The sequence below is a fragment of the Leptolyngbya sp. 'hensonii' genome (assembly GCF_001939115.1).
In the GTDB taxonomy this organism is placed as follows: Bacteria; Cyanobacteriota; Cyanobacteriia.
Map to the genome: position 1 here is coordinate 1 of NZ_MQTZ01000047.1, position 20,050 is coordinate 20,050.

Consider the following 20,050-nt stretch of genomic DNA (forward strand, 5'->3'; position numbering starts at 1 on the left):
CACTGTGAGCTTGCAGGACTTGTTGAATTTGCTCTGGACTGACGTGACGGTAGTAGTAGAGGGTGTCAAAACTCTCTGAGAAGGTTTGTTGGCACCCCAGGCAAAAGTAGCGTTGATGCCCATTCGGCATCTTGCCATGCTTGTGAGTCTTAGAATGACCGCAGAGCTTACATTCCATAGCTTGAGTAGGTGAATCGTTGATTCCTTACTCTACCAGACCCACATCAGTTTGACGCACTACCGATTTATCACCGATGTCGGCGGGAATGTCCTGAAATGTTTTGCGGAGTGCAAACAGGACAAAAAGGGCCGCCCAGACGGCCAGAAGGATCTGTTCCAGGGTGGGAGAAAGGATGCCAGTCAAATGGCCCAGCAGGAGAACCGGGATCAGAGGGGTTAACAGCTTGGTTTCGGGTCGATCGAAACAGAAGGCTTCTTTGAAGAACACCCCTGTCAACGCTGCGAAAGTAAAGCCAACTCCCAACAGGGTCAGGGGTTGCTGGTAAACGGTCAGGGCAAAGGGCTCGGGGTTAAAATGGGCCACGCCCAAGGAGGCGATCGCACCAACAACCCAGAGAATCTGGAGGGCTCGATGCAAGGGGACCAGATAGATATGAATGGTCCATAAACTGACGGCCAGGGCGGCACAGAAACAGGTGTAGAGCGGTGTTAGGAGGCTCAGGAGTAGTGGGTTATTAGGTTGCCAGAGGATAAGAGCAGTTCCGATGGCAAAGCTGAGGGCAGCAACCATCAGTCCGGCACGATAAATGATTACGCCCCGGCGATCGTCCTCAGTAATCGTGAATTCACCAAACTGGCCTTGATACGTCTGTTGTTCTGGTACCTGTAGATCTGCCATATTGCCTCTACGGAAATCTACTCATCAGTCTAAGCTGATTTTTTCAAGCTGGCGCAAGGGTCTGTAATTGATCGGCCATGCGGGTGATTTCGTCTCGCATGGTTAGCTGCTGGAGCCATTGTGGAGGGATGCCTGCTGCACCATAGTAGGCTCCAGCCAGTTGACCACAAATCGCGGCTGTGGTGTCTGCATCATCGCCAAGATTGGTTGCCAGGAGGATAGCCTGGGCATAAGTCTCTGTCTGCCAGAAACACCAGAGTGCTGCTTCTAAACTATGCACCACATATCCCGTCCCGCGAATATCGGCAAGGGCCTTACTACGATAAGTTCCTTCCAAAAGACGCCAGATCATAGGGGATGTAACGATCGTCGGGTCACTTCCAAACAGGATGTCTGATTTATCGGCTCCAGCAAGGGCTCGACGCAGGATATCCCCAAACAGACGACTGGCATCTACGCATTCTGCCGCGCCATGGGTGGTGCGAGCACTTTCCCCTGAGAAGTGCAAAACCCGATCGGGGTCTGGAAAGTAACCCATAGGTATGGGTGCCAACCGCATGATGCAGCCATTTCCGGCAGCACCGGGATTGGTGGAGCCCCTGAAGGGATCGCCCGATCGCTGGTAATCGGCAAGGGCCTGACGGGTCGTATTCCCAATATCAAAACAGGTTCCCGTACTGCTCAGATCCCCCCGTTCGTACCAGCCACAGTAGCGATTCATCTGATCAATAGGATCAAAGGTTCCCATTGTGATCAGACTGGTCGCCAGACACAAGGCCATTGAGGTGTCGTCGGTCCATTGCCCCGGTTTGAGGTTAAAGGGCCCCCCCCCCACCATATCCGTGACTGGAGGGAATGAACCCCGAGGCTGAAACTCAACGGTTGTGCCCACAGCATCCCCGGTAGCCAGTCCTAACAGACATCCGCGAAACCGTTCAGTTTGATTCATAGGGGCTGAGCATCGAACCTGTAAGAAGTATGCAAGAATTCATGACATCCACCCTTACCCGACAGAATCATTATGGCTGGATTCCTCCCTCCCATAGCGGGTATGGCTGCCTTCCTGACTGCCAGTCTGGGAATATTGCCTGCGATCGCCGCTAGTAAACAGGTCAGGCTCACTTGCTCCTATCATGAAACCACACCACAAATCCTGGCCAGTGGCTCCTGGGAAACAGTCTTTAAAGCCGGAAAAGCGGATCTCCGACAGGCTTTTGAAACCTGTATGGGGGGAGCAGCACCACGGGTTTTTGTCGGGGAAGAAGTTGGAAAACGGCTATACCCTTTGGGGAAGCCGAGGACCCATCAGGCCCTGCAGGTGACCGGTGAGGACCAGGCCCTCATCCTGCTCTGGAATCGCTTACTCCAGGCCAAGCAGACCCGGTTAACGAAACCATTGGTTCTGGCAGCAGATTCAGCCGGGAGCAAATTGGAGCGCAGCTTCAGAATCATTATGACTGAAACCACTTCTACTCGCTCAAATTAAGCAGCTCGAATTGGAGGCTTTGCTGAATGCAAATATGAATTACCCTCATCCCCAGCCCTTCTCCCGCAGGAGAAGGGAGCTAAAACTCTTGTTCCCTCTCCTTTGGGAGAGGGCTAGGGAGAGGGCTGCATAAGGCTCAAGCACGAAAATCATCCTTCTATTCAGCAACGCCGAATTGGAAAGTATGGTTTTCTTCAATCCCAAGCATCAGCAAGTCGAATCATTGAGAATGCTCTTTTCTGCTTAGGATTTTGGTAAGGGGTTAATTATCAGGAGTCTTATGATTTCTTCCTCCACGCTATTCCATCTGGTTGCTAAGGGTGGAGTGGTTATGATTCCGATCATAGCCCTCTCAATCGGTACTTTGGCCTGCGCTATGGAGCGGGGCTGGTTCTGGTATTCCTTGATGAGCCAGGAAGATCGAATCGTTCATGATGTGGTCGCCGCAGCCAGAACTGATTTGCAGGAGGCAGCAAAGATCGCAGAGCGGGCACAACATCTCCCGATCGGTCGCTTCCTGCTGGCTCCGTTACAATTGCGTTGGCCCACCCCGGAAACCTTTCGACTAGCCCTGGAAACAACAGCCGATGAGGAGTTTGCCCTGATGCGGCGGGGCAATGCTTTTCTGGAGAGTACGATCGGCCTGGCACCGTTGCTGGGATTACTGGGAACGGTTACCGGGCTGATCCTGACCTTTAGTAATCTTAATATTGGTGGCAGCGCCGAGGCTGCTGCCAAGGTAGACCTATCCAAGGCTGCTGCGGGGATTTCAGAAGCCCTAATTACCACCGCTGGGGGGATGATTGTCGCAATTATGGCCCTGGGGGTGCTACGCCTCTTCATGAATATGCAAACCCGGCAGGTAGACTATTTCACCAAAGTGGGGGGCAAGCTAGAGCTGATTTACCGTCAGTTCTGGTACGAACCAGCCTTTCATGAAAAGCCCCCGGCGATGATATCCGCAGAGATAGGAATTTCCCGATCGGAATCGGATCAACTCTCCCGGATTTGATCGATTGTCTGGACCCACTGACGGCGCTCCCCATGTTCCAGGTTGAGGATTTCGGTCAGGGACCAGTGAAAGTGATAGGCAATTAAGGCTACCTCCCGCCGTAGCTGTTCTGGGGGGTAGCCTAAAACTCCCCCGATAGGGTCAGCTCCACCCGAAAGGCCGTCTGGCACTGGGGACATTGGACGGGAATATGCACATCCCCTTCATGGTTGATGCGGTTGTAAAATTCCCGCAGATAGGCCAGATCAAGCGTAAAGAGGTTTTCCAGCATATCGGGCGTCACCTCAGACAACGTTCCCAGTTGAGTAATGACATTGGACAGAAGCACCAGCACCGCATAGGCAGGATTCTCCTGTGCCTGAGGATACTTCTGAACCAGGATTTCATCCCTGGCTGTGGCGAGACGCATTTTCCCCTGGCGGTGGAGGATGCCAGTTGGATCAACCAGTCCTTTGGGCAGGGTGAATTCAAATTCTGTGGGGGGAAAAACGGTAGACATGGGAGCTATTCATGGCAAACTGCAAAATTAGGGAATTCGGATGCATTCCCATAGCCTCTCTGCGAGAGCCTTGATCGGGCCTGATACCAAACCGGGTACCGATCTAACCCATCGTACAGTCATTCCATTGCTTTTCTGACCTGCACCGATCTCAGGGAAACCTGCCGGGGTGCAGACAATTTACTGCAGGGAAGTGGTCTCATCCAAAGGCGTGCCCCCTCCATCCCTGGTCTAAACACCATGGTGATTGCTTTCAGGATGAGAAAATCTCGACTTAGGTCTAATAACTAACCTGCATTTGCATCCCTAAGCTGGACTCTTGTAAAGCCTACAGACCCGTTCCATGATTCCTGCTGTTGCTCGGACTCTGGCCAATATTCTGGCTAAGGGCACTTCATTGAGCAGTACAGAACACATTGATCTGAACCCTCCTGGCCCAAGAGTAACTGGCAGGTCGGGGCTGACTCTTTACTGCTACGACGTTTGCAAGAGTTCGCAGGTCCACGCTGAATCCCTGGTGCCATCTATCGAGAAAACACAGCTTACTAATGAGCAGTACTTACTCCAGTGGTTTGATGTGTCTTTTTTAGTGAGCGCCTGGGACTACACGGTGTTAGGGGAACAGCAATTGTTGTCTGAGGCTCTGACCTCTCTGGTGGGCCATCCTTCCTTGCCTGAGGAAATGCTGGCCCCTGAATTGCGTGGGCATGGAGATTTACCGCTGGTGATTTCTTTGCAACCTGCGATCAATCCCGTGATGTTATGGACTTCCCTCGGAGTCCCCCTGCGTCCCGCCCTCTATGTCACTGTTTCTATCCCTGTGTTCTCAGAACGGAAACCAATTGCATTTGAGGAGATCAGCCCAAGCGTTACCTGCTCAAATGCCTGATCGGATTTTAAAACTCTGTCTTTAAAGCGCTCTTTAAATTTTTGTCAGTTTTTACCTGAATTCTTACAGCCCATCTTTACCGCCTGCCCATTGAGCATCCATGCAATGGCTGGCTTAGCCAATTCCCATTTTGTCAGTTTACTCGTACAGGAAATTAGGTCATGGCGAGATTAGATTACTTTGCTCCTGGGGTTTACGTTGAAGAGGTCCAGCGGGGGAGTCGCCCGATCGAGGGTGTGCCCACCGCTGTTGCCGGGTTTATGGGGTTTACGGAAGATGTTCGCGGTGGGGCAGAACTGTTTAAGCCCATGCTTGTCACTAGCTGGGATCAGTACCTGCAGTACTTCAGCCGCCCCATGTCCGACGGTTACACCGACTTCAACGCCTATCTGCCCTTTGCAGTCAATGGTTGGTTCCTGAATGGGGGTGGACGCTGTTGGGTCATGAGCATTGGCACTCAGTTGCCAGGTACCCCAGTTTCTCCCCAGGCAGCGGGCACCCAGGTCAACAGCCGTGGTAATCGTCCCAGCCTGCGGTTTTCCCTACGGACCCAGGAACCAGCCCCCGCTCCCCGTCGGGGTCGGGGGGCGATCGCGCCTCAGGCCAGTAGCCTGACCGTAGCTGGTGGGTCTGTAACGATACAAATTCGGGAAAGTACCCCCAAGCCCCCAGCGGATGCCGACGCCGAGCCCCCCGCAGATACGGGCGAATACTTCAGTGTAGCCATACGTCAAGGCAGCGAAGAACTGGAGCGATTTGAACACCTGACCATGGATCCCAATGCAGATGCCGCTTTAGCGGACTATGTTGTCACGGCTGTGCAGGCTTCCCAGTTTGTCGAAGTGTTGCATATTGACCCCACCGTGGGACGCCCTCTGAGCCGCCGTCCGGCCAATGGTCAATACGAGGTCAGCCCTCCGCCTGTTGCCCCCAACCAGGCCCAATTCCCCCGGGAAGTGCAGGGCAATCGCGACGATCGCACTGGTATCCGGGGTCTGTTCGAGATTGATGAGATCACCATTCTCGCCTGTCCCGACCTGATGCGGGCCTATGAGGCCAGCCTGATGAACCTGGATCAGGTTCACGGCATTATGGAACTGATGGTCAGTCTTTGCGAGGGTGCTGCCTCCGGGGATATCCCCAACCCTCCCAACCGAATGGTAATTTTGGATACGCCCCCCGATCGGGTCAAACCCCAGGATGTCAGCCGCTGGCTGATGGAAGAATTCAACCGGCGCTCCATGTTCGCCGCCCTTTATTACCCCTGGATCCAGGTGCCCAATCCCCGCAATGCTGGTAAGCCAATTCTGGTACCCCCTGCTGGGCACATGGCCGGGATCTGGTGCCGCACTGATGAAACCCGGGGGGTTTACAAAGCTCCGGCCAATGAAGTGCCCCGGGGCGTCTCAGGTCTGGCCTACGATTGTAACTTCCGGGAACAGGAACTTCTGAACCCGATCGGCATCAACTGCATCCGACCTTTCCCCGGTCGAGGCATCCGCGTCTGGGGAGCCCGGACCCTGGTGGAACCGGATATTACGGAATGGCGCTACATCAGCGTGCGTCGTTTGATCAGCTACATCGAAAAGTCAATCGAACTGGGCACCCAATGGGCGGTTTTCGAGCCCAACGATCAGGATCTGTGGGAGCGGGTCAAACGGACGGTGAACAACTTCCTCACCGGGCTGTGGCGTGAAGGGGCCTTGTATGGATCGTCGCCTTCCCAAGCCTTTTATGTGAAGTGCGACGAAGAGTTGAACACACCCGACACCATGATCCTGGGTCGGCTGTATGTAGAGGTTGGGGTCTGCCCAGTACGGCCCGCTGAATTTGTCATCTTCCGAGTCAGCCAATGGACTGGCCAGGACGAAGGCGGAGAGGGTTAATCATTGCTTGCAGGGACGGGAAGCCCTCCCGTCCCTCATGATGAGGCCCAATTTATCAACGGAGTAAGAGATTATGACAAAACCAGCCTTTACTACAGGAACCAGTACCTACTACATCGAGTTTGATGGTCTGACTCAGATGCAGATCAAGAGCATGAACGAGATCAGCTATGAAGCCAAAGTGGCCGGTAATAAAAAGGCCATCGCCTCTACGAAGGGAACTGCAGGGGTGATCACTGAACGGCAGACAACTTCCGGTGGGTACGAAACCAACCCAACGATGACGATCGAAGTTTACATGAGTGCCAATTCGGCCAGCGCCAGTTACAAGCTGTACAAGTGGTTTCAAGCCTGCCTGCCTGCCAGTGATGGCGGTCAGGGAAACTGGGCCGGTAATCGGAAGGCCGCTTCTGTCTCAGTCTATGATGCGGACGGTAAGACGGAAATTCTACGCTGGAACCTCGATCGGGCCTGGATCAAGAAGTATTCGATTTCCGCAGCCGATGTCACAGGTGGAGACCTCGCGGTAGAAACCTACGAATTCGTGGCAGAACACATTGATAAGGTGACGCAAATTCAGGCTGTCACAACTGGGGCCGTTACGAAGAGCACGGCGGTTGTGATTAACAGCTCGAACGCTTACTAGACATAAGGTATCTACAGGATTGAACTATGGTTAATGCCGCCTTTGGGTTAAACTTCCAGACCCGCAGAAGTGCGATTGAGTATCTAACCTTCAGTCGCTTCTACTTTGAAGTTGATGGGATGACCAAACTGCTGATTTCCAAGGCCAGTGGTATCAGCATTGTGATTGAGACCACAGAACAAACGAAACCGATCGGCTCCACAAAAAATGTGGGTGGTGCTGGGGCAATCAGCCAAACCCAGGCCACACCGACTGGGGTCAGCACTGAAAATCTCACCTTGGAATTTATCTCCACGCAGGACAATAACGTGCTGTTGGAGTGGTACATCCGATGCCATCCCAAGCCTCGGGATGGGGGACCTAGGAAGCAGATGCAACAGCGTCTGGCCTGTTCTCTGGTGTTCTACAACCAGGATGGCACCGAGGGAGCCCGTTGGAATGTCCGGGATGCAATTCCAGCAAAATATAAAACGACGAAAGTGGCGGCTGATTCTGGCGATCTGTTTAAGGAAACGATCGAGATTGCCCACGCTGGGTTAATTCGCGCCAATATCCCCACCACATAACCTGAGGCCATGCCCAAACCTCCCCCTAAAACTGGTACTGGCACACTTCCTGAAATTCTCACAACATCCCGTTTTTACGTGGAGTTGAAGGTGACTCAGAGTGATATGCCAGATGCCTATTTCATGGAATGTAAGGGTATTAAATACAGTGTGGACTTGATTGAGGTCGCAGAAGTGGCTCCCCTGAAAGGTCAAGGCAAAGCGACGCAGGGTCTAATTGTTCGAAGTAAAATTCCCGGTTCCTTCAAGGTGGGGAATATTACCCTGCGTCGGGGCATGTTGACCAATTCCAACATGTTCTGGACCTGGCTACAATCGGTTCATGATGGCCAGTGGAGCACCCAGCGTAAAGAAGGTTCCCTGGTTATTTATACTCAAAGTGGTACGGAAGGGGCTCGGTTTCAATTTTCACGGGCCTGGCCAATTAGCTACAGTTTTGCAGGCAGCAATGTATCCCAGGGAGAGATGGCGATCGAAGAGCTGGAGATTGCAGTAGAGGACCTGAAGCGCACCACGTAATGGGTCAACGTCGATGATACAAACTGAGTTCGAATTCACCCTGCCCAAGGGATACCTGGATCAGGACGGCAATCTCCACCGTCGGGGTATCATGCGCCTGTCTACGGCTCTGGATGAAATCGTCCCGCTGCGGGATCCCAGGGTCAAGGCCAACCCTGCCTACGCCACGATCATCATTCTTGCCCGCGTCATTACCTGCCTGGGAGCACTGGAAGAAATTAATCCTGCTGTAGTCGAAGGATTTTTCGCCTGTGACCTCAATTATCTGCAGCAGTTTTACCGCCACATTAACGATCTGGACCCGGAGAATGGTGCACCCCAAGCTGCACTTAATTCGGAGGAATGAGGGTGTGAAACGATCGAGTCACCGCAGTCGGATCACCTGACTCAGCTATCTCGATATTAATAATCTTGTCATTCTCACAATTTCCTCACCTTTGCTGTTAGGGGATTGACAGGCTCAGGGCACTCCGCAGACTCTCCGCAGACCTTCGGATAAATCCAGTTGCGAATGATATTAAGAACTACTAATGATTTCTACTAAACTCTTGGGGTCTGATGCTTTACTTTTGTAGGAGCTATTTTTCCTCATCTCATTCGCTAGCAGGTTGCTTTCTACCAGCAGATCATTCTGCTTGCTAACCTTAACCTGGAGTGCTGAAGGCCATGAATTTTTATGTATCTGAAGCAGCAACAGAGAGACATCCAGGCTCTCTGAAGATTCCCCATCCGAAAATGGCTGATGTCATTTCTATCGCCAGAAAATTGGACCCGATCGATCGGAAATCCTTTTGCCAGTTACAACTCCAACAATTCATCCAGCAACTCCCAACTCAACTGATTCAGCAGATTTCGGCGCTGGCAACCTGGTTGACCTACTGGAATCCTCTGACCAACCATCGTCAATCCGTACAGTACAAGCTTCCGACTGTCGCAGATGCTGATCAGGTAGCCTTTCTCAATTATCTCTCCTCAGAAGATTGGTGGTTCCCAGCGCTGCCTACCTTGAACCTCAGTAAATTGCTCCTTCCGAGTGAAGAGCATGTCTATATTTGCCCGATCCAGCAACAAGAAACAGGGGCAGAATACTGGTTGCTCTGGGTCGCTGAGCCTCTGACTCCCAGCCAACAACATTCGGTCGAACTGCATGCTCAGTTAATGGCCCACTCTCTCAACCTTTACCGCGAATGTTGTCGTCAACAATCCAAGGTTGAGTTGCTGGAACAGGTGATTCAGAAAGCAGACCATCAACTCCGCAATCCCTTGGCCCTGATGGGGCTTTATAGCACCACCTTAGAAATGAGTCTGCCGGAAGGGGACCTGCGATCGCAGGCTTCCCTGATTCGAGAAGCCACAGAAGAAATTAGCTTATGCCTGAAAGAGGTCTCTAGCTGCGGGCAACAGGCCCGTCTGCGTGCCGAGCACTACGATCTACGCACGATTCTGGCAGACGCTATTCACCATTTGCATCCCTGGCTGGCGGAAAAACATCTGCAGATTGCCCAATCCTCAGAGTCTGTCCTCCTCTATGGAGATTTCTGGCAACTGAAACAAGTTCTGATTAATTTGATTAGCAATGCCGTTCACTTCAGCCCGGTCCGGGGAACGATTACCTGTCAGTGGCAGGTGTTTCGTCATGAAGTTCTGATAGAAGTCCGAGACCAGGGACCGGGGCTTTCAGAGATAGACCTGAGCCAAATCTTTACACCCTTCTATTCCCGCCGTCCCGGTGGAACAGGGCTAGGGCTTTCCATTTCGCAGAAGATTATCCTGGATCACCAGGGCAGGATCTGGGCACAAAACCTTCCTGGCGGTGGTGCCGGGTTCTCCTTCGCCCTTCCCCGCAGGATAGAAGCAGGGATAGCCCAATCATCAGAACTGCCGCTTTGATGTTCTTTTCAATTCAGCCTGAGAAATCTGCAATTTACACCTTGCAAATGTCATCTGTTGCTTCCGCTCAACAACCTGTTTCTGTCTTGCTGGTGGACGATGAACCTCGTCTACGACAGGGGATTCGCACCCTCTTGGGCTTCTACTCCGCCAACAGCCCCTTCACTTTTGAGGTGGTGGGTGAGGCCGCTGATGCCAGTCAGGCCATCAAGCTAGTGGCAGAGCAGCACCCAGGGTTAATCGTTCTGGATTTAGAACTGTTGACAGAAGATGGTATTACAGTCCTTCATCATCTGCGGGAGATGGCCTATAGAGGGAAAGTCTTAGTTTTATCTGCCCATCGGGAAGATGAATGGGTTTTCCGGGCCATGCAGGCGGGAGCCAGTGGCTACGTCTTCAAAGACAATCTGGCCACCCAACTCTGTACAGCCCTGAATACGGTTCTGAATGATCAGGTTTATCTCTCCCCAGAAGTGGCAACCTGCTTCTTCCGGCTATTCCATTTTTATGCAGGCCGATCGCTGGCCATCTGCCAGAAATTCGACCTCACAGAACGGGAACAGCAGGTGCTCAATTGGCTGATTCAGGGAGCTTCCAATGAGGCGATCGCCGAACACCTTTATATTACGGTGGCCACTGTAAAAGCCCATCTGACCTCTATTTTTAACAAACTATCTGTGACAAGCCGAACTCAGGCCATTATCAAAGCTCTCAAACTGGGATTAGTCAATAGTTAATTATGAGTAATCACCTTGCGGTCGCTGCGGTGACGGCCACCCTGCAACGGATTCTGCAGAGCGCCATTCAAGACGATGTGTATGGGGCCAGAGTCACGACCATGCGGCCCAATATGTTGGAGAGTGGCCTGACCGAACCTGGTGTGAATATTTATCTCTACCTGGTGACCCCTAACCCGGCTTATCGCAGCAATGATCCGATCGGACGCAGACCCCGGGGCGAGTTGGTCAAGCGAACTCAGGCAGCCGTTGACTTACAATTCTTGCTGAGTTTCCACGGTAATGAAAATGAATTGGAACCCCAACGTCTGTTGGGCAGTGTGGTCGGGAAGCTCCAGGATGTCCTGACCATCACCCCAGACATGATTCGGGACACTCTCAACGACCCAGCCATGGCCTATCTGGCTGAATCCGACCTGGCCGACCAGATGGAACCGATTCGGATTGTGGCCACAGAGATTTCAGTCGAAAATTTATCCAAGATCTGGTCAGTCTTTTTCCAGACCCCCTACTCGCTGTCAGCCACCTATAAGGCCACAGTGGTGCTGCTTGAGGGTGAGGAGCCCGGTCAACTGGCCCTACCCGTGCGGGAGCGGCGTCCCCTGGTGATGCCCTTCCAGCAGCTCGCGATCGAACGAGTCATGGCCCAAGCTGGCCCCCTGCAACCTATTCTGGCCAATACCACCCTGCTGATCCTGGGCCGCAACTTACACAGCAATCTAACGTTGATTCGGATTGGCAATCTGGAACTGGAACCCGAACAGGTCAGCGATCATCGCATCGTTTTCTCGCTGGCCTCTGTACCCCAGGGCGCTTTACACCCCGGAGTACAGAGTCTGCAGGTGGTTCATCCTGGAGCCCGCCAACAGGTTCCCGGTCCCTACCGGGGGATTGAGTCCAACCTGGCTCCCTTTGTGCTGCGACCGACCATTACAGAGGTTACAGCTACCGACAGCCGAAGAGATGGGCCTGGCACCTATGCAGCCCTTGTGACCATAACCTTCAATTTACCGATCAGGGCTGACCAAATTGTGGTTCTGGTGCTGAATGAATGGTCTACGGACAATCCCAGTGCGAGTTTGTTCAAGGCGACCCGGCGCAATGCCGATGGCCTAACGGTGACGATTCCAGTCGATCGCTTAAAAGCAGGAGACTATCTGGTTCGGGTCCAGGTCGATGGGGCAGAAAGCCTGTTGGACTACGACACCAATCCCGGTAGTCCCACTTTTAATCGCTATATCAGTCCTAGGGTGGTGATTGGTGGATAATTTGTCATTGGTTGAATAATAGGACTGACATTCAGGGATCTATCTCTCCAACCCACCCCGGCCCTGCGGGCCACCCCTCCCCAGAGGGGATACACCCTCGTACAGGCGTTGCATGCAATGCCTGACCTACCCAAACCTACCCCGATCCTACGGGCCAAGGGGATTAGCCTAATGACTAATGACCCATGACTAATGACATCTGGCAAGAGATCAACTACGCCTACCTGATGGCTGGGATCAATCGGGTTCGGAACCGGCTGATCAGTCATGCGGATCCGGAGTTGTTGAACCGGGAGACGATCGCCTCCCAGGACAATGGCGAAGATCTGGATTGGGAATCTGGGGCACCACCCGCCATGGAACAGATCTGCTCCCTGATGGGGTTAAGCGCCTTTGAGCGCGACATCCTGCTACTCTGTGCCGGGGTAGAACTGGATGCTAGTTTTGCGCCCCTCTGTGCTGCAGCCCAAAGTGATGGTCAGCGTACCACTCCCACCTTCAGTCTGGCACTAGCAGTCTTGCCAGGAGCCCACTGGAGCGCTCTGGCTCCCGATGCCCCCTTGCGCCGCTGGCGGTTGATTGAACTGGGCAGTGGCACCTCCCTCACCCTCAGCCCCCTGCGGATTGATGAGCGGATCTTGCATTACCTGGTCGGGGTTTATCATGTGGACGATCGCCTCCTGGGAATGATCGATCGGGTAGAATCAACTGAAAATCTGGTCATGTCCCACTGGGAACTGGCACAGCAGATCGTCGCAGCCTGGTCAGTAGACGGGGTGGAAGATATTCAGTCCCTACCGATTTTGCAGTTGTGCGGCCATGAAGCCTCCAGTAAGCGGGCGATCGCGGCCATGGCTTGTCACTTCTTAGGGGTTTATCTCTACGCCATCTCAGCCTATGCCATCCCGACCAATCCCAGTGACCTGACCCAGTTCAAATCCCTCTGGGAACGGGAAGCCCTGTTGGGCAACAGCGTTCTGCTGATCGACTGTGATGATCTGGATGCCGCTGACACGGTACGGGAAGGGGCCATCACCTATCTGAGTGAGAGTCTGCACGGGTTGGTCATCATCACTAGTCCCGATCGGCGGCGGGTGCGGTTGCGATCGCTCCTGGCTTTTGATGTACTCCGGCCCACTTCCAGTGAACAGTACGGAGTCTGGCAGGCAGCCCTGGGCAACATGACCGCCTACCTGAATGGCTATGTTGAATCCCTCGTGTCTCAGTTCAGCCTCAGCCCCCCTGTGATTCAGGCTGCCTGTGCCCAGGTCAAAGTGCGGGCGAACCAGGACGATGGGGGAACCCTCAAACCAGGTGAGATTGAGCTCCTCCTCTGGGATGCCTGCCGTTCTCAAGCTCGTCCTCGGCTGGATGATCTGGCTCAACGAATCGAATCGATGGCCCTCTGGGATGATCTGGTGCTGCCGGAAATCCAGTTGCAGACCCTGCGGGAAATTTCAGCCCATGTGCGACAGCGAGCCAGGGTGTATGAACACTGGGGATTTGGGGGAAAATCCGGGCGGGGACTGGGCATCAGTGGCCTGTTTGCTGGAGCCAGCGGCACCGGCAAGACGATGGCGGCAGAAGTGCTGGCCAAGGAACTGCGGCTGGATCTATATCGGATTGATCTGAGTGCTGTGATCAGCAAATATATCGGGGAAACGGAGAAAAACCTGCGGCGGGTGTTTGATGCCGCCGAATTGGGTGGGGTGATCTTGCTGTTTGATGAAGCCGATGCGTTGTTCGGTAAACGCAGCGAAGTGAAGGATTCCCACGATCGCCACGCCAACGTCGAAGTCAGTTATTTGCTGCAACGAATGGAGGCTTATCGGGGTCTATCCATTTTGACCACAAACCTAAAAAGTGCTCTGGATCAGGCATTCCTGCGCCGGATTCGCTTTGTCGTGCAGTTTCCCTTCCCGGATGTGGCCCAGCGCACCGAAATCTGGCGGCGGGTTTTCCCAAAAGGCACCCCTACCCATGGCATTGTTCCAGAGAAGCTGGGCCAACTCAACGTATCCGGTGGCAATATCCGCAACATTGCCCTCAACGCAGCCTTTCTGGCTGCTGACGCCAATGAATCGGTTACCATGAAGCATCTGCTGGCATCCGCCAAAAGTGAGTACGTGAAGCTGGAACGTCCCTTAACTGATTCTGAAATTCACGGGTGGGTTTAATCGGACACTATAGCAGTTCAAACCTGCCCGTGATGGCATAAACAAAACTATCGTACATCCCATTATCCGGCGCTTCGTCCTGCTGTTGCCGTTGATCGGGACGGGAGGGCACACCTGGAGGCGTCTTCTGGGCAAGTCTTTCACAAATCCGGGCATAGGCTGCGTTGATTTCCTTAAGCCGGATCTCTGCATTACCTCGATCGGGATTGAGATCAGGATGGTATTGATAAACCAGTTGCCGATAAGCAGTCTTAATTTCTTGCTGAGATGCGGCTGGATCAACATCCAGGAGCGCATAGCAAGTTTTGAGATTTAAGTTTGCGATTCCCATAGCACTAAAGTTTTGGCCTACTGAAAAACAGAACTAACTGTCCTCAGGCTATCGAGTGGATGCCAGTTACAACCTCGATCGGGGGGAAGAGTTGTCGGCTTCAGCCCACCTGACTGGAGGCGGAAAAGCATGGAAGAACAGATCAGCCTGCCTGAACAGAAGCTTTCAACAGGCGTTGATGTGCTTGCTGCAGAGGTTACACAAGTTTCTAAACAATAAAATCCCTTTTCAAGGTCTAGGGTAATATAAGGTAACTCTGTTTCTACACAGAGCCCCTGCGGGTGTCCAGTTTACATAGTGCTGACATAGTGCTGACACAGTATTGATTATGGGTCACCAGGTCCACACCCCGAAGAAGTCCCCTGGGATTGCGATCGCCCCACCGATTCAGGGGAAGTTGTCGTCCCGGCCTGTAACCGTCCCGTTGCAGGGGAAACCTCTGCAGAAAGCAGTTCGTCAGCAGAAACCCCTCAGTCTGCAGGCCCAGATCGATCGGGCCACCCGGTTTGGTCATAATCTGAATCAGGTCCAGATTTATCCCTCTGCTCCGGCAGCCATTCAACGTCGGCCTATTTCCCGTTCCAATGCTCACATCTACGTTCAGCGTCAGGTTGTCGAGGAGGAGCGAAAACGGGATGAGGAATCTGAACAGAGACAATTCAAGTCAGACCAGCAACCCATCCAGGGGTTCTTTATCGGCATGATCTTAGGAGCCATTCTGCCTAAGATTCTCAAGCTGCTATTCCCCGACAGTGGCGGCGGCGGTGGCGGCGGTGGCGGTGGTGTCGATAGCGGCGGTGGCGGCGGCGGCGGCGGCGGTGGCGGCCCCGGCGGTACTTCGCGATAAGTTAAGCCTGAATCAATCACCCTGAAGACTCTGTAATTGCCTGCAACTTTAAACTCCCCTCTGCGTGAAGGACTCAACCTATGGACACTCACCTGCATACCCACAAGAAGCTTTCGGCTAGTTCGGCTCCCAGGCTGCACAATGGCTTTGAAAGTCGGCCTTTCGCAACCCAGACGAAGGCAGAAAGTGACAAGCAGCAACCGGACCTGAAAACGCAGTTGAGCAAGGCGGAACGGTTTGGTCACAACCTCAGCCGGGTGCAGGTGCATGCCACTGCCCCTGCGGCTACAACCGTACAGACCAAGTCCCAGGTGGTGGTCCAACGGGAGGAGCAGGAGGGAGAAGAGGAAGAAGGCGCTCAAATGAAGGCTGAACGGGTACTCCATCCCCTCGTGCAACAAAAACGGGGTGACGGTGCCACGGGTAGCAACAGCCCATCGATTCAGCGCGCTGAAGAGGGAGCTGAAGAAGAAAAGGAAGAGGCTCAGATGAAGGCTGATCCAGGGGCTAAGATTCAGCGGAAGGCCGGAAGCACTGCCTCTCTCCCCCCAGCAGTTAAGACCAAGATGGAAGGGTCCTTCGGCACCGATTTTTCGGATGTCAGCATTCAGGAGAGTCCCCAAGCCAAGGCGATCGGAGCCCTAGCATTTACCCAGGGCAACCAGATCCACTTTGCCCCGGGGCAGTATAACCCCCATAGCCAATCGGGGCAGGCCCTGCTGGGCCATGAGTTGACCCATGTGGTGCAGCAACGGGCTGGACGGGTTCCCGTGCCGACCCAAAGCAAAGGAGCCCCAATCAACGCTGACCCAGCCCTGGAGCGGGAAGCGGATGATATGGGAGCAAGGGCCGCTCGGGGAGAACAGGCCATGGTTCCCGGCTCTCCCTTCATGGCCAGAGGGATGACGCAGCGAAAGCCGACTGAGCCGATTCAGAATAGTACCCAACCGGTGCAGTTCTTCCTGCCGATGTTATTGCCCATGCTGATGCCGATGATTCAACCGATGCTGCAGCCGATCCTGCAACAGGTGATCGGTGGGGTCTTTGGCGGCGGCGGTGCTGGCGGTGCTGGCGGCGGTGCTCCGAGGTAGTACACCCTAGATCGAGTATCAAGGTCCGTGCGATCGAGCGTTGTCCCTGTCCCAGATCGGCCCCAGCAATTGTTCCTCTCTGGGGAAGGGTGGCCCGCAGGACCGGGGAAGGAGAGTTATACTGGGTTTCGAGTTATGGGCCATCTTATTAATTGGCTGGTCCAATGAGTGTAAAAGCGGCCCAAGCTTTGGGGTCGGGATAACTTTTCATGGTTGTTAACATTGCCTGCCGCAGAGCCTGAGCTTTACTGGGGTGGCGCTGCCAGCTCTGATAAAACTCCGTCATGAGTTCAAAAGTCGGACCATCTGGGACTTTCCAAAGGGAAACAATTAAATGGGTCGCACCAGCTGCCAGAAACGATCGAGATAAGCCAAAGACACCATCACTGGTCAGGTTCCCTCGCCCAGTATCGCAAGCACTTAAAACAACTAGCTCTGCTTTTAATTGCAGAGTCTGGAGTTCTGACATCCGCAGTAATCCATCCTCCTGACCCGTAGGAGCCAGAGCCAAGGCCCCTTGATAAAAATTACTTAAATAGTCCGTTGCCCCTCGAAACTCGGTAAAGCTATCCAGGAGGCCGTGGGTTGCCAGGTGAATAATACGAGCTGTAGGCATCCGGCGCTTCACTTCAGCTTCTGTGGCTTGTGGACCAATCAGAGCCTGAGTCTTCAATAGCTTAGCGATCGTCTGGGCTTCCTGTTCTGACCCAGGTAACGCCGCCAATTGTTGAGCAGGTTTGCCTAATTCCAATTGCAAACGGGGCATCGTGGGATTGCCAACTACCAATACATCTGTTGCTTCGCTACCTGATCGCTTAGGCTGTTGTAGAAGGTCCAGAACCTGGATTGAGGGAGCCATAAGGATCGTATGCTGTTCGATCAAATATTTGTTGCGGGTATCCTGCAATGCCGCAAAGGGGACGAGAAACAGTTCATCCTGTGGAATAAAGATGACTGGTGCTTCGGGATTATCAGGTAATAGTTCTGCAATGGGTTGAATTAATACTTGATGCAATTGACGCAACTGTTGGTTGGTTGCTGCCTGAGTTCCGATCGAACTGGCCAGTGCAACATCCTCTTGATAGGTGAACCCCCGACCTCTGACCCCGATCGAGTCTCGAGTCACCTGAACTAGCTGGCTGAGTGGAGTCTTGAGGGTACTAAGATTGACCCGTCGGAAGGCGATTTGACCCGTCGGTTGGATGACCCAAATCAACAAATCTGTGGCCTGGGGAGTTGTTGTGCCTAGATGCATGGAGGCCAAGGAGTTAAGCCCAGCACTTCTACCCTCGCGGTAGAACACAGAGTATTGGACTAGCGTAGCTTTTTGAGTACGAGCTACTTGCTGAATTTGGGCCAGGTTAAGCGCCTGCACGGGAAGGACTTGAGAAGTCCCCTGCAACTTTTGATTTAACAACTCGACAATCGCGACAGCTCTACTGGTCTCAGCAACTTCTAGAGCCTGCTCGGGTTGATTTAACTCGACTAAAACCAGTTGCAGATTCCGATAGAGGTCATCCAGTTGTTGAGCTTGGCTTAGCTTACAGGTATCCTGATTAAATCCCCCAAAGAGACAAGCAGTCTGACCAGGAGCAACTCTTTCAGCAGAATATTGTTTAAATGTTTCTATAGCCTCAGTGAATGTTGTTTTTGCTGCTGAAAATTGCTGCGTCCGAAGCAGGAGTATGCCCAAGTTCGCTAGACCTGCAAATCTGTTGCCCAACCAGAGTGATTGATTAGGAGGATAGCTTTGCAAAACTTGGCGTTGAACTTCGATCGCTCTGGTATAGTCACCCTTTAAGGCATAGGCTCGGCTTAATTCCTGTAGGACTAGATTGGCGACGCCATAGGACTTGACCAGATTGCTGAGGTATTCATCCTGGGTTGATTGCAGCACCTTTAGAGCCTGTTCTAGTAGCTGGGCTGGCTTCTGAGCATCGCCCGCCGCAGCATAGAGGTAAGCTAAGTCGTTCAGGGTGTAAGCTCGGGCTGCATCATTATCCAGCATTGTGTATTGTTGTTCATACAACGTGATCGCAGGTTGAGGCGTCCCTTGCTGAAGATAGGTAGCCTCAGCAATACCTGAGAGGATCTGACGCAAGTAGCGATGACGAGCAGCCTGATCAGCAAATTTTGCAGCGCGATCAAAGCCTGGAATACTTGATGGAACTGGTGCTGGCAGGCCAGGCACTATTCCGGTCTTTTTAAAAAGGGCGAGCTGTTGCTTGAGCGTTTGAATCGCTTGTGGATAATTACCCATCCGACTATAAGCCCAAGCTTCAATTTCTAATGCTTTCATCTCCAAAGCCGGATTATTCAGGTCTTGTGCCAGACTGGTGAGCGTTGTAGCCGTTTCGATCGCTTTTAACACATCATAGGTGTTGCGATACTGATCCATCAGTTGCAGCAGCACAGGAACCTGACTCAGACGATCGCTCTGAGACTGCACTTGTTGGAGTTGCTGTCGAGCAAACCCCGTTCCAGTCCCATCGTCCAACCCCAAAGCTGTCGCGGAAATAGACATAACGGCAAGAATGCCAGCCTCTGCTTGCTGATTTTTCTGGGCTCGTGCAATGTCCAATGCCTGTTGAGCCAACTCTAAAGCCCGTCGATGATTGCCCAATGTTTGAAAGGATAGAGCAGCCTGGGTTAGAATTCCCATCACCTCTGCCTGACTTCCCCTCTGACGGGCCGATTCTAGCATCTGTTCATAGATCGCAAGATATCTTTGTGCTCCATCCTTCTGGAACTGCTCAACCTGTTGGGCAGAGGGCATGGTAACTTGTGCTTGACCTGGAATGCTAGCGATCACCTGCCCTAGTAAAACGGAGAGGAGCAGAACAGAACGTCCTATATTTAGTTTCATTGGATATTGATTGGGGAAATAATTGATACTGAATGCCAGATTGCACGGACTTGAACGCATGTCCAACGTCAAATCATCTTATCCAAGATTCCGCAGGATAACAAAGGATGATTGGGGAACGGTCACTTTGACCATGCTTGCGCTACTGCTGATAGACGACAGAACCTCTACACCAAGTGTGTAAAGGGATTACAACGAGTTTTGGAGGTGCAACGACTGATCCATAATTGGGTGCGTCCCCACTGGGGGCTAGTCAAAAGCACCACTCCAGCAATGGCAACGGGGTTTTGCGATCGTTCGTTATCGATGCATGAACTCCTGACTCAAAGAGGGTTTACTGCTATCCTCCCTTAAAAGACCAGTCCTGACTTTGAAAACTGACAGATAGGTGTCGGCTGCGCCCCCACAAAAAATAAAGCGGCATAGCAACCCAAATACAGCAGACAGACCGCAATGCTTTCTGCTTCGTTTATCTAGATCC

General features: G+C 52.9%; 20 protein-coding genes and 2 pseudogenes. 15 read left to right on the top strand and 7 right to left on the bottom strand.

The annotated features are described in order from the left end of the window. The 3 genes and pseudogenes from BST81_RS28940 to BST81_RS19520 all read right to left on the bottom strand — a co-directional run. Positions 1-178, bottom strand: a pseudogene (locus BST81_RS28940) (IS1 family transposase); the annotation flags it as partial. A gap of 27 nt (positions 179-205) precedes the next feature. Next, complete coding sequence (locus BST81_RS19515; RefSeq protein WP_075600189.1) at positions 206-859, bottom strand: DUF2301 domain-containing membrane protein; 654 nt, start codon at positions 857-859, stop codon at positions 206-208. A 43-nt stretch (positions 860-902) separates the two neighbouring features. Further along, the gene (locus tag BST81_RS19520) at positions 903-1,808 is read right to left on the bottom strand and encodes an ADP-ribosylglycohydrolase family protein (protein ID WP_075600190.1); all 906 of its coding nucleotides are present in this window, start codon (positions 1,806-1,808) and stop codon (positions 903-905) included. Positions 1,809-1,880: 72 nt separating this feature from the next. On the opposite strand from BST81_RS19520, the gene BST81_RS19525 reads away from it, so the two are divergent. Beyond that, entirely contained in the window at positions 1,881-2,345 is a 465-nt protein-coding gene (locus BST81_RS19525) for a hypothetical protein (protein ID WP_143780425.1), read from the top strand. 280 nt (positions 2,346-2,625) lie between these two features. Next, a complete protein-coding gene (locus BST81_RS19530; RefSeq protein WP_075600192.1) occupies positions 2,626-3,357 on the top strand; it encodes a MotA/TolQ/ExbB proton channel family protein in 732 nt (243 codons plus the stop codon). On the opposite strand, the gene BST81_RS29295 is transcribed toward BST81_RS19530, so the two are convergent. Together BST81_RS29295 and BST81_RS19540 are read right to left on the bottom strand one after the other, a co-directional pair. Then, the gene (locus BST81_RS29295) at positions 3,339-3,536 is read right to left on the bottom strand and encodes a DUF6760 family protein (protein WP_075600193.1); all 198 of its coding nucleotides are present in this window, start codon (positions 3,534-3,536) and stop codon (positions 3,339-3,341) included. The two genes, BST81_RS19530 and BST81_RS29295, sit on opposite strands and share 19 nt — an antisense overlap. Then, positions 3,479-3,856 carry a hypothetical protein gene (locus BST81_RS19540; RefSeq protein WP_075600194.1) on the bottom strand — a complete coding sequence of 126 codons (378 nt, stop codon included), beginning with the start codon at positions 3,854-3,856 and terminating at the stop codon, positions 3,479-3,481. The genes BST81_RS29295 and BST81_RS19540 overlap by 58 nt, the downstream gene beginning before the upstream one ends. Positions 3,857-4,199: 343 nt before the next feature. Here BST81_RS19540 and BST81_RS19545 point away from each other — a divergent pair, with 343 nt between their 5' ends. The 10 genes from BST81_RS19545 (at position 4,200) to BST81_RS19590 (ending at position 14,434) form a co-directional block, all read left to right on the top strand. Next, on the top strand, positions 4,200-4,745 hold the full coding sequence (locus tag BST81_RS19545; protein ID WP_075600195.1) for a Pvc16 family protein: 546 nt from the start codon (positions 4,200-4,202) through the stop codon (positions 4,743-4,745). Between the two features lie 161 nt (positions 4,746-4,906). Beyond that, positions 4,907-6,631 (top strand): phage tail sheath C-terminal domain-containing protein, encoded by a 1,725-nt coding sequence (locus tag BST81_RS19550; protein WP_075600196.1) that lies wholly within the window; start codon positions 4,907-4,909, stop codon positions 6,629-6,631. Positions 6,632-6,704: 73 nt separating this feature from the next. Further along, complete coding sequence (locus BST81_RS19555; protein ID WP_075600197.1) at positions 6,705-7,277, top strand: phage tail protein; 573 nt, start codon at positions 6,705-6,707, stop codon at positions 7,275-7,277. A gap of 26 nt (positions 7,278-7,303) precedes the next feature. Further along, positions 7,304-7,843, top strand: a complete 540-nt coding sequence (locus tag BST81_RS19560) for a phage tail protein (protein WP_075600198.1) — start codon at positions 7,304-7,306, stop codon at positions 7,841-7,843. Positions 7,844-7,852: 9 nt separating this feature from the next. Continuing rightward, positions 7,853-8,362 carry a phage tail protein gene (locus tag BST81_RS19565; RefSeq protein ID WP_075600199.1) on the top strand — a complete coding sequence of 170 codons (510 nt, stop codon included), beginning with the start codon at positions 7,853-7,855 and terminating at the stop codon, positions 8,360-8,362. A 13-nt stretch (positions 8,363-8,375) separates the two neighbouring features. Next, a complete protein-coding gene (locus BST81_RS19570) occupies positions 8,376-8,708 on the top strand; it encodes a hypothetical protein (protein WP_075600200.1) in 333 nt (110 codons plus the stop codon). Between the two features lie 320 nt (positions 8,709-9,028). Continuing rightward, the gene (locus BST81_RS19575) at positions 9,029-10,252 is read left to right on the top strand and encodes a HAMP domain-containing sensor histidine kinase (RefSeq protein ID WP_083636957.1); all 1,224 of its coding nucleotides are present in this window, start codon (positions 9,029-9,031) and stop codon (positions 10,250-10,252) included. 47 nt (positions 10,253-10,299) lie between these two features. Next, a complete protein-coding gene (locus tag BST81_RS19580; RefSeq protein WP_075600302.1) occupies positions 10,300-10,989 on the top strand; it encodes a response regulator transcription factor in 690 nt (229 codons plus the stop codon). Positions 10,990-10,991: 2 nt separating this feature from the next. Beyond that, complete coding sequence (locus tag BST81_RS19585) at positions 10,992-12,257, top strand: DUF4255 domain-containing protein (protein ID WP_075600201.1); 1,266 nt, start codon at positions 10,992-10,994, stop codon at positions 12,255-12,257. A gap of 185 nt (positions 12,258-12,442) precedes the next feature. After that, positions 12,443-14,434 (top strand): ATP-binding protein, encoded by a 1,992-nt coding sequence (locus BST81_RS19590; protein ID WP_075600202.1) that lies wholly within the window; start codon positions 12,443-12,445, stop codon positions 14,432-14,434. A 7-nt stretch (positions 14,435-14,441) separates the two neighbouring features. Here the strand turns inward: BST81_RS19590 and BST81_RS19595 are convergent, their stop codons facing one another. Further along, positions 14,442-14,765: a DnaJ domain-containing protein gene (locus BST81_RS19595; protein WP_075600203.1), complete on the bottom strand. Its 324-nt coding sequence runs from the start codon at positions 14,763-14,765 to the stop codon at positions 14,442-14,444. Positions 14,766-15,093: 328 nt separating this feature from the next. Between BST81_RS19595 and BST81_RS28560 the strand changes: the two genes are divergently transcribed. Both BST81_RS28560 and BST81_RS19605 read left to right on the top strand, forming a co-directional pair. After that, the gene (locus tag BST81_RS28560) at positions 15,094-15,612 is read left to right on the top strand and encodes a hypothetical protein (protein WP_075600204.1); all 519 of its coding nucleotides are present in this window, start codon (positions 15,094-15,096) and stop codon (positions 15,610-15,612) included. A gap of 80 nt (positions 15,613-15,692) precedes the next feature. Beyond that, complete coding sequence (locus BST81_RS19605) at positions 15,693-16,703, top strand: DUF4157 domain-containing protein (RefSeq protein WP_075600205.1); 1,011 nt, start codon at positions 15,693-15,695, stop codon at positions 16,701-16,703. 148 nt (positions 16,704-16,851) lie between these two features. On the opposite strand, the gene BST81_RS19610 is transcribed toward BST81_RS19605, so the two are convergent. After that, the gene (locus BST81_RS19610; protein ID WP_171974806.1) at positions 16,852-19,569 is read right to left on the bottom strand and encodes a CHAT domain-containing tetratricopeptide repeat protein; all 2,718 of its coding nucleotides are present in this window, start codon (positions 19,567-19,569) and stop codon (positions 16,852-16,854) included. Between the two features lie 153 nt (positions 19,570-19,722). Between BST81_RS19610 and BST81_RS27140 the strand changes: the two are divergent. Beyond that, positions 19,723-19,923: pseudogene (locus BST81_RS27140) on the top strand (IS1 family transposase); the annotation flags it as partial. Between the last annotated feature and the right edge of the window lie 127 nt (positions 19,924-20,050).

What these genes read in the sequence shown, in the direction of transcription:
- BST81_RS29295 (WP_075600193.1), bottom strand. Translation starts at nt 3,536, where the DNA reads ATGTCCCCAGTGCCAGACGGCCTTTCGGGTGGAGCTGACCCTATCGGG.
- BST81_RS19585 (WP_075600201.1), top strand. Translation starts at nt 10,992, where the DNA reads ATGAGTAATCACCTTGCGGTCGCTGCGGTGACGGCCACCCTGCAACGG.
- BST81_RS19565 (WP_075600199.1), top strand. Translation starts at nt 7,853, where the DNA reads ATGCCCAAACCTCCCCCTAAAACTGGTACTGGCACACTTCCTGAAATT.
- BST81_RS28560 (WP_075600204.1), top strand. Translation starts at nt 15,094, where the DNA reads ATGGGTCACCAGGTCCACACCCCGAAGAAGTCCCCTGGGATTGCGATC.
- BST81_RS19610 (WP_171974806.1), bottom strand. Translation starts at nt 19,569, where the DNA reads ATGAAACTAAATATAGGACGTTCTGTTCTGCTCCTCTCCGTTTTACTA.
- BST81_RS19545 (WP_075600195.1), top strand. Translation starts at nt 4,200, where the DNA reads ATGATTCCTGCTGTTGCTCGGACTCTGGCCAATATTCTGGCTAAGGGC.
- BST81_RS19595 (WP_075600203.1), bottom strand. Translation starts at nt 14,765, where the DNA reads ATGGGAATCGCAAACTTAAATCTCAAAACTTGCTATGCGCTCCTGGAT.
- BST81_RS19570 (WP_075600200.1), top strand. Translation starts at nt 8,376, where the DNA reads ATGATACAAACTGAGTTCGAATTCACCCTGCCCAAGGGATACCTGGAT.
- BST81_RS19540 (WP_075600194.1), bottom strand. Translation starts at nt 3,856, where the DNA reads ATGTCTACCGTTTTTCCCCCCACAGAATTTGAATTCACCCTGCCCAAA.
- BST81_RS19515 (WP_075600189.1), bottom strand. Translation starts at nt 859, where the DNA reads ATGGCAGATCTACAGGTACCAGAACAACAGACGTATCAAGGCCAGTTT.
- BST81_RS19560 (WP_075600198.1), top strand. Translation starts at nt 7,304, where the DNA reads ATGGTTAATGCCGCCTTTGGGTTAAACTTCCAGACCCGCAGAAGTGCG.
- BST81_RS19555 (WP_075600197.1), top strand. Translation starts at nt 6,705, where the DNA reads ATGACAAAACCAGCCTTTACTACAGGAACCAGTACCTACTACATCGAG.
- BST81_RS19605 (WP_075600205.1), top strand. Translation starts at nt 15,693, where the DNA reads ATGGACACTCACCTGCATACCCACAAGAAGCTTTCGGCTAGTTCGGCT.
- BST81_RS19520 (WP_075600190.1), bottom strand. Translation starts at nt 1,808, where the DNA reads ATGAATCAAACTGAACGGTTTCGCGGATGTCTGTTAGGACTGGCTACC.
- BST81_RS19525 (WP_143780425.1), top strand. Translation starts at nt 1,881, where the DNA reads ATGGCTGGATTCCTCCCTCCCATAGCGGGTATGGCTGCCTTCCTGACT.
- BST81_RS19530 (WP_075600192.1), top strand. Translation starts at nt 2,626, where the DNA reads ATGATTTCTTCCTCCACGCTATTCCATCTGGTTGCTAAGGGTGGAGTG.
- BST81_RS19575 (WP_083636957.1), top strand. Translation starts at nt 9,029, where the DNA reads ATGAATTTTTATGTATCTGAAGCAGCAACAGAGAGACATCCAGGCTCT.
- BST81_RS19580 (WP_075600302.1), top strand. Translation starts at nt 10,300, where the DNA reads ATGTCATCTGTTGCTTCCGCTCAACAACCTGTTTCTGTCTTGCTGGTG.
- BST81_RS19550 (WP_075600196.1), top strand. Translation starts at nt 4,907, where the DNA reads ATGGCGAGATTAGATTACTTTGCTCCTGGGGTTTACGTTGAAGAGGTC.
- BST81_RS19590 (WP_075600202.1), top strand. Translation starts at nt 12,443, where the DNA reads ATGACTAATGACATCTGGCAAGAGATCAACTACGCCTACCTGATGGCT.